This window comes from Oceaniferula spumae (assembly GCF_042849255.1).
GTDB lineage: Bacteria > Verrucomicrobiota > Verrucomicrobiia > Verrucomicrobiales > Akkermansiaceae > Oceaniferula > Oceaniferula spumae.
This window is the reverse complement of record NZ_AP026866.1, coordinates 2,569,585-2,582,750: the sequence shown is the minus strand read 5'-3', so window position 1 is coordinate 2,582,750 and position 13,166 is coordinate 2,569,585. Positions and strand designations below refer to the sequence as shown.

11 protein-coding genes are annotated in these 13,166 nt (G+C 53.3%); 2 read left to right on the top strand and 9 right to left on the bottom strand.

Annotated features, from left to right (window positions below; all coding sequences use genetic code 11):
• Window positions 1–16 precede the first annotated feature (16 nt).
• The 8 genes from ACSPJT_RS10605 to ACSPJT_RS10570 form a co-directional block, all read right to left on the bottom strand.
• Window positions 17–475, bottom strand: a complete 459-nt coding sequence (locus ACSPJT_RS10605; protein ID WP_435892523.1) for an acetolactate synthase — start codon at window positions 473–475, stop codon at window positions 17–19.
• 100 nt (window positions 476–575) lie between these two features.
• On the bottom strand, window positions 576–1,877 hold the full coding sequence (locus ACSPJT_RS10600; protein WP_435892522.1) for a 3-keto-disaccharide hydrolase: 1,302 nt from the start codon (window positions 1,875–1,877) through the stop codon (window positions 576–578).
• Between the two features lie 146 nt (window positions 1,878–2,023).
• The gene (locus ACSPJT_RS10595) at window positions 2,024–4,123 is read right to left on the bottom strand and encodes a polysaccharide lyase family 8 super-sandwich domain-containing protein (protein WP_435892521.1); all 2,100 of its coding nucleotides are present in this window, start codon (window positions 4,121–4,123) and stop codon (window positions 2,024–2,026) included.
• A gap of 73 nt (window positions 4,124–4,196) precedes the next feature.
• Complete coding sequence (locus ACSPJT_RS10590; RefSeq protein ID WP_435892520.1) at window positions 4,197–5,093, bottom strand: hypothetical protein; 897 nt, start codon at window positions 5,091–5,093, stop codon at window positions 4,197–4,199.
• 87 nt (window positions 5,094–5,180) lie between these two features.
• The gene (locus tag ACSPJT_RS10585; RefSeq protein WP_435892519.1) at window positions 5,181–6,479 is read right to left on the bottom strand and encodes a hypothetical protein; all 1,299 of its coding nucleotides are present in this window, start codon (window positions 6,477–6,479) and stop codon (window positions 5,181–5,183) included.
• 32 nt (window positions 6,480–6,511) lie between these two features.
• Window positions 6,512–8,008: a sulfatase family protein gene (locus ACSPJT_RS10580; RefSeq protein WP_435892518.1), complete on the bottom strand. Its 1,497-nt coding sequence runs from the start codon at window positions 8,006–8,008 to the stop codon at window positions 6,512–6,514.
• 26 nt (window positions 8,009–8,034) lie between these two features.
• Entirely contained in the window at window positions 8,035–9,657 is a 1,623-nt protein-coding gene (locus ACSPJT_RS10575; RefSeq protein ID WP_435892517.1) for a LamG-like jellyroll fold domain-containing protein, read from the bottom strand.
• A complete protein-coding gene (locus tag ACSPJT_RS10570) occupies window positions 9,654–10,241 on the bottom strand; it encodes a sigma-70 family RNA polymerase sigma factor (protein WP_435892516.1) in 588 nt (195 codons plus the stop codon). Before ACSPJT_RS10570 ends, ACSPJT_RS10575 begins: the two co-directional genes overlap by 4 nt.
• Window positions 10,242–10,430: 189 nt before the next feature.
• On the opposite strand from ACSPJT_RS10570, the gene ACSPJT_RS10565 reads away from it, so the two are divergent.
• Both ACSPJT_RS10565 and ACSPJT_RS10560 read left to right on the top strand, forming a co-directional pair.
• The gene (locus ACSPJT_RS10565; protein WP_435892515.1) at window positions 10,431–11,228 is read left to right on the top strand and encodes a PEP-CTERM sorting domain-containing protein; all 798 of its coding nucleotides are present in this window, start codon (window positions 10,431–10,433) and stop codon (window positions 11,226–11,228) included.
• A 66-nt stretch (window positions 11,229–11,294) separates the two neighbouring features.
• Window positions 11,295–11,927: a PEP-CTERM sorting domain-containing protein gene (locus ACSPJT_RS10560; protein WP_435892514.1), complete on the top strand. Its 633-nt coding sequence runs from the start codon at window positions 11,295–11,297 to the stop codon at window positions 11,925–11,927.
• A gap of 140 nt (window positions 11,928–12,067) precedes the next feature.
• Here the strand turns inward: ACSPJT_RS10560 and ACSPJT_RS10555 are convergent, their stop codons facing one another.
• On the bottom strand, window positions 12,068–13,087 hold the full coding sequence (locus ACSPJT_RS10555; RefSeq protein WP_435892513.1) for a hypothetical protein: 1,020 nt from the start codon (window positions 13,085–13,087) through the stop codon (window positions 12,068–12,070).
• Window positions 13,088–13,166 lie beyond the last annotated feature (79 nt).

Genomic DNA, 13,166 nt, shown 5'->3' with positions numbered 1-13,166 from the left:
CTCTGGGGAGCCGTGACTAGCGAATCAGGTCCTCCTCGTAATAAACTTTGAAGCCGGCATTATGAAGCACTGACATGCCGAAGAGCGTGTCCTCGAGGTGCATGGCCATGAGAGATTTACCCTCAGGGTGCGGCATCAAGGAGTAAGCGAAGTCGACATTGGTTTCGGCGGCGCGCAGCACATCCAACGCGCTGGCCAGACCACGTCCGGCTTCGCTCAGGGCAATGACGCAGAGTTCTGATGTGGTGTGCGGGATTCCCTTTTCCATGAAAATCCGCATGGTGTTATCCGGATCAGAAACGACCAGACGAGTGACGGCGGCATCGCGTGAGTCTTGGATGCTGAGACCGAGCACTTCGATGTTTTCGCTGCGAAGTAGCCTAACCAGAGCGCTGAGTGCACCGGCTCGGTTCTTGAGCATCACCGAAAACTGGATGGGCGGCGTGCCGTTGGGTTTGATCTCGATGTCTGGCATGGGCTGCCGACATTAAACCACGGGAGGCATGCAGAAGAAAGTGGTTTTTACCGTAGCGATGGTCGAATGAGGCAAACCTATCGCTACGGATTGGAGCTGCCTAAAGCTCCTTGATGAAAACATTGCGCCAGCTGATCTCGCCGCCGTGGGTTTGCAGCTGGATGGGGCCTTTTTCGAAGATGGGGTTTTTACGATCAAAGAAATTCTCCATGACGGCATCATCCACGACTTTTTCTCCGTTGAGCCAGACAGATACTTTCTGCCCCTTCATTACGATGCGCATGCTGTTCCACTCGCCAAAAGGTTTGTCCATAAGCTTGGATGGGTTTTTGCCGGGTGCTCCTTTGCTGTTATTCCAGAGTCCGCCGGAGCCTTTGTCGGCACCGTGTTTCCATTTGCCGCCTTCTTTGGTGCTGTCCCAGATTTGCACCTGAGGCGCGCCACGCAGGTAAACTCCGCTGTCGGCTTTAGCTACGGTTTTGTATTCCAACCTCAGGTCGAAGTCGGCGTAGTCCTTGTTGGTGGTTAGGTAGAGTCCTTTGCCATCGTTGATCAGCACGCCGTTTTCCACGCGCCAGTGTTTTTTGATGTTCTCCCGGGTCTTTTCTTTGTGGGCTTCGAGTTGTTCTGGGGACATTTTCCACAGCTTCTTGCGTGGGTCTTCAGTCGCGTGGCCGTACCAGCCATCAAGATCTTTGCCGTTGAACAAAGCGGTGAAGCCTTTGGGTGGGGCGGAGGGGGGATTGGGATTACTGGTGGCGGCGGAGATGACCTTGGAGACTTTCGGCGAGGCAGGAAGCTCGGTGATCCGCATGCCGCGGAACTGGACGGCGTCACCGTGGCCGCAGAAGGTGATGTGGCCGGAGCGGCGTTTGACACCTTTATGCTTGGAGAATTTTTTGGCGAGTTCGTCGAGGTTTGCCTCGTTAATGACAGTGCCATTCAGTTCAACTTTTACGAGCGGGCCGTTGACGGTGATTTTTTCCTTATTCCATTCACCGACGGGTTTGAGATGGCCTTTTTTGGCAGCCTGCATCTCGTAGATGCCACCGTGGAATTGATAATCTTTGAGGTTTTTATACTTGGGCGCGGTATTATCGAGCACTTGAATTTCCATTCCTGTGTGGGCGGGATTGCCATTGCCAGGGTAGTGGATACCGATGCCGTTGTTGCCACCAGGTGGCAGTTTAAATTCAAATTCAAAGACGTAATTGGTGTAGACCTTCTCAGTCATCAAGTTCCTACCTTTGCGGGTGCAGACGATGGCTCCGTCCTTGACGACGTATCCTTGACCTTTCCAGCCAGTGAGGTCTTTGCCATTGAAAAGAGATACCGGCCCTTGCTTGGCGTGGGCGGAGAGAAGTGTGCAGGCGGCTGCGAGGCAGCTGATGGAGAATTTCATGATGGAAGAGATACTGTATGAAGTGACGGAATCTTAAAGAATAACTCGTAGATTGACTAATTTTTTATGGCGATCGGCTCAAACTCATGTCCAGGACATCGGTCGTAACAGCAAAGTTCTTTTGGGAGAAGGGGAACATCATATATTTACTTCACCTCCACCTCCCAGAACCGCCCCTTGAATCGATCATCCGGATCCTTCGTCCCAGGCAGCGGAATCTCCAAAGCCCGTTCTTTCTCAAATCCCGTCAGCGCCGGATAAAGCGTCGGCTTCGCCACCTTCAACATCAGATTATACCCTCGGTAATGCACTGCCGCCTTCGGACACTGCACAAACAAACGCTTCCCCTCAGGCTTCCACATCGCCGACAACGTCGCCTGAGACTTCATCAACAACTTCCCAGAAGCCGGATCCTTCAACTCCCCAGCCTTCCCGAACAGCGCATGCAACACCCCGGTTCGCTTATCCCGCATCGCCACCACATCAGCCGTCGCTGATAAAATCTCCATCGCCGGCTCCTTCAAAACCTTCGCAACATCCACCGTAGCAGCATCCATGAAAATCTCATAAGCGCACCGCCCATTCACCGGGCGCCGACCATGATCAATCGAAAGATGAAACACCTTCACCGTTCGATTCTTCAACTTCCCAGACTTCACCAGCGCCTCCACCTTCTCCAGCTTATCAGGAGTTCCCGGAGCAGGCGTCAACACATCACGAGTCGACAGCCTAAGATCCAAAAATCCACGTCCCTTCTCCATCTTCAAACCAGGGTTAGCCACCGCCAAAGGATCTTTGGGATCCAACTTCCACAACGTGTCACCCATCTCCTGCCCGGTCGGCATCACCAAATAACCAATCCCATCATGCGTCACAAAATAACGCTGATCTAACGGCAAATGCAGACTCAAATCCTTACCGCCATCCTTCGGCGCAGGATAAACCTTCTTCTCCCCATTCTGCATATAAACCACCACCTCATCGCGCCACTCAGCCTGATTCAGGCTCGTCCGCATCCGCACACTGGCTTCAGGAGTATTCCGCGACATTTTATGGCAATGCGTGAAATTAATCGCCGCATTCAGCACCATCATTCCCTGCTCGGTAAATCCATAAAGCTTCCAAGCCGAAATACACGTATCCTTATTGATGTAAGAACTCCCGCTATTCCCAATCTTCCCATCGGATATCCCACCTGCCGCAGGCCCCGCACCAGCACGATACCCACCCAGCCAAGCCGACTCATTATCCAGCCCAGTCACCCCAGGCAATGTCCGATACCAGAACATCGATGGAGTCCCGCTATTCGGCCGCACATTGATCAACGGCCCGTTTGCATTAAACGTATGCAGCACATCATACTCCGTGCCCGAACGACGTAAAAAATGCGTATCATCTCCGAACAACAAATTAAACGTATACCGCCCACCAAACGTCTCCGGCCCACCCGACAAATGCGAGATCATCTTCGTCTCGATAAACCAATCCTCACGCCGATGCACCGTGAACAAATTCTTATAAAAATACCGATGCCCCTGAATCGAATTCTGCCCCTTCTCATCAATCCGCTTCACCAGCGCCTTCAAAGCCGCACGCGTCTCAGGAAACTGAAGCTCTTCCGGAACCCCTAACAACGTATTCGCAAACCCCTTCACCACACCATTCGTGCCACGCCCACTATTATGCCGCCCAGCCGTCTGAAAACTCATCCGCCCCTTGTAGAAAATCCACTCAAACGCCTCCACATACCTGGTCAATCTTCGATACTGCTCACGCGTCATCCCCCACGGAGAATCCATCCGCTTCCTCGGCGCACGCATCACCCCTCGGAACCAATCCACACCATACCCCGTCATATGCAGCTGCCTTCCATTCACATTATGAAAAGTGAAAGACCCATCACTTGTTAGGCTATCCTGAAGATCCGCAGAATAACGGAAATGCGTATCCATCTGCGTCACCGCAGCATCATTGATATAAGGAGAATCCAGCACTCCCGCCACCTCCCACCACGCCTGCATCAAGTTATGACCACCACTGTAAATATCATTCGTCCCGTGATGCCCCTCACCAAACACTGACCGGTTATAAGTCGTGCAGCTGAAATACTGCAGCAGCTCCGCCCGCGCAGCCAGCACCTCCAGCTGCAACTCAGGATCCTTCTCCCAACTCGCGAAATACGGCTGCAAAGTCGCCGCCACCCGCGTCACCTGATGCTGCAACTTACCAAACGTAGCCGTCGCCATCCTCCCCGGACTCTCCCGATAATGCTGTAACCGCCGTGCCACCAGATCCATCGCCGCACGCGCCGCCCGCCGATCACCACTCACCACTCACCCGATACGCCGTCACCAACTCGCCGATCATCTTCTGCCAACGCCCCACATCCGTGTGATTCACCTCCTCCTTCGCACTCTCTAACAAATCATCCAACCCCTCCATCTCATCCTGCGAAACCCGAGCAAAGCGCTTCATAAATTGAGGCTCATACTTCGCAAAAGCATCATGCCGCACCCGATCTAACCGATGCGCAAAACGCGAATCAGGCACCTTCACAAACTCCTCGGACCCCGGCACCTTCCACGACACCACAGAGCTCACCGTATCCACCCCACGCCCCTGATCATAAAGAAAATCCACAGCCACCGGCCCCACCTTCAGATCAACTTCGATCTCCTGCTTCTCCGGCAAAGTCACACTCTTCTCACCCACCACCATTCTAACAGGCGCATTACACTCCATCCGGAAAACATATCGTCCCGGCTTCTCCACCAGCACCATCCCCTTCACCCGCAGCGCGGAATTCGCACCCTTACCCAGATCACCCAGCGGCAATCGCGGCGGCAACTTCTTCTCAACATTCAACTTCCCATTCGCAGAAAAACTAGCCGAAGCCACCAGCGTATTAAAAAAGTGAGGCCGCACCGTCCACTGCTTCGAAGCATCATCCAGCGGCGGAGTCACAATCGAAGTCCCCGTCCGGAAATTCGGATAAGCCCCATACTCCTTGGAAACATTCACATTCACCGGCGCCTTCGGATAATCAAAAAGCTCAGCCGCAGGCACACCCTTCCCATCATAACCAATCACCGTAGCCACCACCCCTGGGAAAATCTGCTCAGCCCCCTCACGCGCACTCAGCGAAAGCCGAACACCCTTCGGATGCACACCCTCCACCCCATAAAAACGCGCCTTCACCTCCACCTCGGAATTCAAATAAAACGCCTCCAGCCCCAAATCCCCAGCCGCCCCATCATACCACACCGCACCAGATTGTCCGTCCCGCACCTCCACCATCTCGCCCTAACCAGCCCCCTTCACCTCAAGCCGATACCAATCCCCCGGTTCCAAACGCACACCCGTCATCCCAGCCCGAAACGGCCCGCCAGCATCCACACTCTTCTTCTCCAACACCTTCTCACCCACCTTCACCAACAACTCCGCACCCGAAGCCTTCACCGGTACTCCACCCACAGCCGCCAAAGTATAAACACCCGTAGCCAAAGTCTCAGGCGCAAAATTCACCCTCCCATCCTCAGTCGGCAAGCCCTTGCCAACCACCGTCCAATCCGCGCCATCCATCGCCGAAAACAACAGCTCATAATGCCCGCTCTCCCCCAACATCTCCTGCGGCAAAACCTCCTCAGTCACAAAACTCAAAACCGCCTTCGCCCCAGACTTGTTAGAAACATAAAATCCACGCTCAGACAAATGCTTGCTCCCCGGAGACTCCGCCGTCGCCTTAGGCGAAGAAGAAACCATCAGATACTCACCAGCCTTCATCCCCTCAGTCACCACATCCAGCCCACGCGTCCGCGCCACCCTAACAACCTCGGAAGCCATCCCCGGCTGCAAGCGGAACCCAACCGGAAACGCCCCAGCATCCCCATTCCCCACCGCCCACCAGCTCCGCAGAAAATGCCCCCAATGCGCCCGCTCCTCAGCCGTCATATCCTTATGCGCACTCACATGCCCAAAATGCCCCTGAAAATGATGCCGGTTGATCGACCCCCCAAGAAACGAAGCCATCACATCCGCCTTCAAAGTCCCCAACTCCACCCCATCAACCAGCACAACCATCTTCCCATCACCCACCGGATGCGTCTCTAACAACCTCGGAGAACCAATTTTTGGCAGCTTGTCACCAGGCGCCCGAAACTGATCCACACGTCGCCCACCATCCTGCGTCTTAAACACCATCGCCCCATCCGGAAACTGATCAATGATCAGCAACTGCGTATCCGTCAGCGCCTTCCGCCCGAACACCCCCCGAGCCGACCGCTCAGCCTTATCCGGCCGCAACACCACAAAAAACGAATGATCAGACATCGAAAGCGGAGTCTTCATCGCCGGATACGTCCGAAACGTCCACATCCGCCCAGCCTCATCCGGAGCCGGGGCAGGAATATCCTCCGGCTTTGCAAAAATATCCTGAATCGGCTTCACCGTCCCACCTGAATAGACAGTCGGAATCCCCTCGCCACTGAGGTCGGGAGTCGGCATCGCCTTGACTTCAGCGGAGCTGGTCTGGAAGAGGAAAGGGTAAGCGAAATAGCCCGCGGCTATCGTGGCAACAGTGGCCAAGGGTTTGATGAGTTTCATAATAGGGTGTCCTAAACCGCAGACCGCACTTATTATTTTTCTATCAGTGGTGTGCTGCGTCCTGAGTTACGATATTTCTCTAACAGGTTTGCGAGTTCCTTGACTTTTTCAGGCTGGGACTTCGCGAGGTTGTCTTTTTCCTGTGGATCAGTTTTCAGATTGTAGAGTTGGTAAATGGGGTTTTTCTGGTCGAAGTCGCGGATGTTGGCGTAGTCGAGCAGGAGGATCTCGCCGGTTTTCTCATCGATAATGGGAAGGCCGCCGGCATTGTTCCAGGCATGCATGGATGCCGGATTGCGTCGGCCATCAGTGTTGCCTTCGATGAGCTTCCAGTCGCCCTTGCGGATGGCGAACATGCCGCTGACGGAGTGGTGCACAGTTGCCTCGCGGATGGGGCTTTGGTAGGGCTTGGCCAGGATGGCTGGGAGGATGTTGTAGGAATCTTCCGCTGCGTTGTTAGGGAGCGTGGTTCCGAAGTGGGCGGCGAAGGTGGCGAGCAGATCGGTGTGGCAGATGGTCTCCGCACTGGTGCTGTTAGGTTTCACTTTTCCTGGCCAGCGGACGATGAATGGGATGCGGTGGCCAGCTTCGTAAATGGAGGCTTTTTTTCCACGGAAGTTGCTGTTAGGGCGGTGGGGATTCTTGCCGTTGTTGCCTTTGATGGGCACTGTGTAAGGCTCGCCGCCGTTGTCGCTGCTGAGAATGACGATGGTGTTATCGCTGAGCTTGAGCTTGTCGAGGGTGTTGAGAATTTCGCCCACAGCCCAATCGAACTCATAAACAAAGTCGCCATATTTTCCGGTTTTGGTTTTACCTTGGAAGCGCTTTGCGGGAGTCAGGGGGAAGTGGATGTTGGTGGTGGGGTAGTAGAGAAAAAACGGCTCGTCCTTGTGCTCGGTGATCCACCTGACGGCTTCTTTAGAGAGCTCGGTGGCGGTGTCGGGCAGCGAGCGCTTGAGGCGTTTGATGACCTTGGGATCTTTGAAATTTTCACCTTCTTTGATGCCATCGACTTTATTGTTACGGACAAAGACTTGGTAGGCTGGTGCGGAGTTATGGGAGTGCGGCGGCCCAAAGAAGTAGTCGAAGCCGACTTCGTTTGGCCCGGGTGTAACCGGCTTGGAGAGATCTTCATGGCGCTTTGTTCCCCAGCCCAGATGCCACTTGCCGATGCAGCCGGTGGTGTAGCCTTGTTGTTTGAAAAGCTTTGGCAGAGTGAAGCGCTCGGAGTCGATGAGCAGTGGCATATGCTCCTGAAGCACCCAGTTTTTCATCCATGTGCGCCAGGCGTAGCGACCTGTTAGTAGTCCGTAGCGCGAGGGTGTGCAGACGGCGGAAGGGGAGTGGGCATCAGTAAATTTGATCCCCTGCTCGGCGAGCTTATCGCAGTTCGGTGTCTTGAATCCGGTGGCGCCGTAGCAGGAAAAATCGCCGTAACCTAAATCATCCGCATAGATGATGATGACGTTGGGTTTTTCCGCAGCGTGGGAGATCAGGCAGGTGAGAATAAGTGTAAGAAGGATGCGCATCGCGAAAATAAGTGATGAGTTTGAGGCTATTTATTTTCAGCGTTACTTGCGCGGTAATGCTCGAGAACTTCGGCAGGAGTTAGCGAGCGATCATAGAGTGAAACTTCATCGATAGCACCTGACCATTGGCGGGCGTCTCCCTGTTTTGCGAAAGTATGAAGCCTGCCCAGAAGCAGGTCATAGTTACTTTCGTCAGACTTGAAATGGATGCGTTCCTCGGCGGCCAGCTTGCCATTGACGTAAGTTTGAAAAGCATCCTGGTTTCTAACAATGACGATGTGTTGCCACTTGTGAATGAGGTGAGAGTTCTCCGTATAAATATTGGCCCCTCCCCCGTAAGCTGCCGGTGAGCGATAGACTGATCTTAGGGCGAAATCCGGATGGATGTGATGACGGGAGCTGCCCGAACGACCAGCGCGCTCAAGGAGTATGATCTGAGGTGCGTGCTTCAAGTTGCGCTTGGCTGCCTCTGGAGGCAAGGGGGCATCAGGGGAAACGAGGGCCAGAGACTGCCAGTCGACCAAATTCGAATACGCCCACATTTCCAAACTGAATCCGGAATCGGTATTGACTCCAGCGATGCTGTTTTGCGCTTTGGCGTAACCCTGATTTTGATCGTGGTCGAGCCGTAGGTGCCCACCGTATTCAGAGGTATGAATCACGGCATTGAGGCCGAGCTGCATGGGATTGTTGCCCACGGTGTCGGTGACCATTCCCTCAGGTGTGGCGGAGTCGAACTCCCAGTAGCTGATCGGGCGTGATTTCTTGACGCTCTCGCGGTAGTCGGGTGAGAGAGTCAGAGCGGGAATCACGTCAGGCAGGGGATCGATGTACTTATGCTGAGCCGTTTTTCTTTCCAATGGTGTCTCGCGCTGAACGGAGACTTCGTCACCGATGTTGAGAGTTTCTTCCCAAGTGGTGTTGCCTTTGGAGTTGGTCGACGAGGCTACGACGAGTCCTTTGATGACTTTCACGTAGTTCTCTCCGTTCTCTTGCACCTTGATGGCAAATTCCGTGCCGAGATCGACGACAGCACCGTTAGGCATGATGACGGTAAAGCCGCGGCCGGCCTCGGGCACAGAGGCGAAGAGTTCACCTTTCTGTAGCTGTAGCAGGTTGTTGTCTTTGATGTTAAAAAGCGCGGGGGCGGCGATGGTGACTTTTTCACCGGCGGGGAAATCGAGACGAATACGTCCTTGGGTCAGATGAACCAGTCCCTCGCCAAGAGCTGTGCCTTGGATGGGCCTGAGGTTTTCAATGTCCCATTCGGCATCTTCCGCGTTGCCGATGACAGCAATGATTTTACCTGAAGTGTGTAGTTTTGGCTGAGAGACAACGTTGCTCTGAGTGGGGCCGTTGAGGCTTTTCGCAAAAAACCAGAGACCGCAGAACATGGCGAGGCATGCGGCGGCGGCTAGCCAGTAATTCACCTTGGAGCCAGCTTGCGGCTTGGCGAGTGTGGAGGTGTCCTGCTTTTCCTGAAGGTCCTCCAGGTGGCAGTGCACTGCGATGTAGTGATGGTAGTATGCCTGTGCCTGTGGATTGTTATCCAACAGCTCATTCAGGCGTTTACCGCCTGCTTCATCGATGTAACCGTCCACCACAGCAGACAGCAGAGACGAGAGTTCTTTGCGTGTTTCGCGGTTCATTTGCTGGCTTGGTTAATTTCGTAGCCCTCGCGGATGAGTTTGCGTTCGACGCAGGTGGCAAGAGCATCACGGGCATCGTCGAGCGTGTGGTAAACCTTGTGAATGGAGACGCCTAACTTTTCAGCCAGGGCCTTGAGCGTGCCTTGGGAGGTGTAGCGCTGATCGACCACCTGACGCTGTGTGCTGGGTAATTTTGCCAAGCAATCATGCAGGGCCTGAAATCGTGCGGTCTCGAGGTCTTCAGCGGTACTGGCGGAGTCACTGAGCTGGCTGACCAGTTCATCAGATAGGACGAAGCGTCTTTTGCGCATGTGTTTGCGCCATCTCAGAACTTCAAAATAGGCAAAACGCAGTGCCCATGGGAGGAAATCGCGAGTCTGATCGTAATCATCGATTTTTTTCCACAGCGTCAGAGCGGTGTTCTGGAGCAGGTCATCGACCTCATCGGTGATCGGGTGGAGGGAAAACAGATAGCGCGAGAGGGCATCGCGGTTCTTCATCATGAGAACCGCGAAGGTGCCGGCGAGATCGTCATGATTTGCAGGCGAGTCCTTGGCTGGCGCACTATCTTCAGGAGTGTTCATTGGTTACTTGGTATCAGTTCGAGGTGTTAGTTTTCGCATAAGAAGTTGCGATATATGTGAAAATGAATGTTTTTTGCAGAAAGTGGAACTTTTTTTGCGAAAGTAGGATTGCGAGGCTGATCCATTAGAATGGGGATGTGTTTGACCATCTACTCTAGATCATTAAGCAATCCCCCGACACACAGTTCCATGATGAAAAAAATACTATCCACCCCCTTGACCGGCTGCCTCGCAATCACGGCAGCGACAACTGGCTTTACCAGCGCAGCGACCGTCGTTTACTCGGAAGACTTCACCTCATTTATCACTCCCGGAAGTAGCAACCGCCTTAATGGAGCCCCTGAAGACTTACCATGGGATGACAACATTGGCGATGGACTCCTAGTGACTACAACAGGCGTGGTTACCGGTGACGGGACTGACGGAGCGAGTGCAAACTTTAACGCCTACAGTCTTCCTGCCGGAACGACATCAGTTACCGTTGATTTTGTTACCCGTGCTAGATCTGGCGCAACATTTGGTGCACTCTTTGTCCTTACTGCTGGCGCGGATAACTCTTCAGCATTTGGTCAATTTGGAACAGCTGGAAGCGGATTCAGAATTCGCAATCAAACTGGTGGCGATTTTTTTAGCGGCAATATTTCAGGAGAAGATGCTGTTGATGGCGGGCACAAATTTTTTGATTTTCGCATCACATATGATTTCACCACTAGTTCTGGCACTTTTCAATCCAGCAGAAGCACAGATCAAAGAGGCGTTTCTGGAGTTGCCGCCGGTGACGGTGTTTACTCTACGGTGGCGACATTCACGGGAGCAGATCTCGGTGGGAATATCGACGATCCAGCTAATTGGACCGGCCTTTACCTCAGATCAGGCTCTACTTCCAACCAATACGACAACATTGTGATCACAGCCGTTCCAGAACCATCTTCCACGGCTCTTCTTGGTCTCGGTGGCCTTGCGCTCATCTTACGCCGCCGTCGTTAATCACGTTTGATGATATTTTTGCCTCAATGACGATGACAATCTAAACACACGCTACCAAACTCTATTATGAAAACACTCCTATCCACACTCTTAATCGGCGGTTTTGCTGCCACCACAGCGAATGCCGCGATCATTTCCCAAGATGGTTCACTTTATACCAGTATCACGGGCAGCCCTGGATTTAACGCCAATTTAGAGGTGTCCAACCTCTTCAATCAAAATTACACAGTTGGTTTTAATCCTGGAGTCGGTGACGCAGGTGGTGCATGGGCAGCAGCGAATGGAACAGCCCCTGATGGACCTCGTCTCGAGTTCGAACTTGATCAAGTTTACATAATCACTGACTTGGTATACGGGCAACGTCAATTTGCATCTCAGGACAGAGATAAAAATCAAACTGCGCGCATCTGGGCAAGTTCGACTACCGCATTTACTTTAGCAACACCAGCAGGTGCTCCCGATGCCACTGTTAATTTGAACTTCACTACCGCTGGTCCTGCCTTTACCAACTATGCGCTTTCTAGTGCCATCACCGGACGATATTTCTATATCGAATTCGACGAGGCTCCGAATGGCGGTAATAATGATCCAACTGGTGGAAACGAGCTTCGTTTCCAAGGCGACGCCGTTCCTGAGCCATCCTCTGCCGCCCTTCTAGGCCTCGGTGGCCTCGCGCTTATCATGCGACGCCGCAAGTAAGCTTACGTTCAGACAAAAATTTCAACCAGCATGCCCCAGTGGTATGCTGGTTTTTTTGCGTAGTAATTGCCCGAACTCACCTGCGTGCAGTCTGGCTGGTCTGGCCTACAACAGGAGGGTGATGGCCATAGGGAAACCAATCATCGGCTCTTCCGGTTTTTCCGCCACTCCTCCATTTTCCTTGCGTATTTCTCTTTTTTCTCTCTCGCTTCACGGGCGTATTTTTCCCGGATCGCTTTGTTTTCCGCGACTTTTTTGGCTCCCAGCTCCATGACCATGGCCCGGTCTTCGGCAGGCAGGTTGTTTACCCATGCGCTGGCAGCTTCCGGATCTTTCTTCTGCCAGTTGGTGTAGAGGTGCAGGTAGTTATCGTGGCGTTTTTTATCGTCGTGAATCTGGCTGAACCAGAGTGCCGCACGCTCTCCTTCGACACGCTGACCGGCTTGGGTGACCATGTTGTCATCCGCATGTTTCCAGTCGCTGGCCTCAAGCCACTGAATGGCTGCGTCCTCGTCCTTTTTGACCCACTGCGCTATCATGAAGGCCATGTCTCGGCTTCCCACTTTTCCTTCTTCCTTGGCTTTCACCATGTAGTTCATGAGATCCTTCGGCTTTTTTTCAACCCAGTTGATGGCGATCATGTGACGTTCACTCTTGATCTCGTGATCGCCGAGTGGTGGGTAATCGGTGTCCAGGAAATCCATGGCTTTCTCCGGATCATGTCTTTTCAGGGTCCTGACGATGGATGAGGCGGCATGGGAGAGAAGGGTATCATCATTCGTGGCTACCACAGCATCCATGAATGCCTCTCTGGTGGCCGGATCGATGGCGTATTTATTGGCCAGCTCTGCCATTTTCCCCATAATCACCTGATTGTTCTGCCCTTTGAGCGCAGCGATCTCGGCAGCCATGGAGAGAGGTTCGGCAGTTGTTCCCGGTTTATCGGCGGCTGTATCTCGCTGGGGGGGTCTGGTTTCCTCCGGAGCAGGCTGCGGCTTGGTCTCGGCCGCAGCGGACTTGCGCGAGGCGGGTCTGACGGTTTTCTCTTCCACGGTCTGTGTTTCCCCTGAGCCTTCGTCATTATCATTATTTCCGAAAAGAAGCCATGCCGCTCCAAGGGCAATGACGAGAACAACAATGCTGATAAGTGGTTTTTTCATAAGCTGATGGCGCCAGATTTTTTGGTGAATAATTCAATCATTTCAGTCTGATAATTCCCAATATCATTGATCGACTTTT

Excerpts from the sequence above, each read along its gene's own strand:
- ACSPJT_RS10605 (WP_435892523.1), bottom strand. The coding sequence starts at position 475 with ATGCCAGACATCGAGATCAAACCCAACGGCACGCCGCCCATCCAGTTT.
- ACSPJT_RS10600 (WP_435892522.1), bottom strand. The coding sequence starts at position 1,877 with ATGAAATTCTCCATCAGCTGCCTCGCAGCCGCCTGCACACTTCTCTCC.
- ACSPJT_RS10595 (WP_435892521.1), bottom strand. The coding sequence starts at position 4,123 with ATGGCGACGGCTACGTTTGGTAAGTTGCAGCATCAGGTGACGCGGGTG.
- ACSPJT_RS10585 (WP_435892519.1), bottom strand. The coding sequence starts at position 6,479 with ATGAAACTCATCAAACCCTTGGCCACTGTTGCCACGATAGCCGCGGGC.
- ACSPJT_RS10580 (WP_435892518.1), bottom strand. The coding sequence starts at position 8,008 with ATGCGCATCCTTCTTACACTTATTCTCACCTGCCTGATCTCCCACGCT.
- ACSPJT_RS10575 (WP_435892517.1), bottom strand. The coding sequence starts at position 9,657 with ATGAACCGCGAAACACGCAAAGAACTCTCGTCTCTGCTGTCTGCTGTG.
- ACSPJT_RS10570 (WP_435892516.1), bottom strand. The coding sequence starts at position 10,241 with ATGAACACTCCTGAAGATAGTGCGCCAGCCAAGGACTCGCCTGCAAAT.
- ACSPJT_RS10565 (WP_435892515.1), top strand. The coding sequence starts at position 10,431 with ATGATGAAAAAAATACTATCCACCCCCTTGACCGGCTGCCTCGCAATC.
- ACSPJT_RS10560 (WP_435892514.1), top strand. The coding sequence starts at position 11,295 with ATGAAAACACTCCTATCCACACTCTTAATCGGCGGTTTTGCTGCCACC.
- ACSPJT_RS10555 (WP_435892513.1), bottom strand. The coding sequence starts at position 13,087 with ATGAAAAAACCACTTATCAGCATTGTTGTTCTCGTCATTGCCCTTGGA.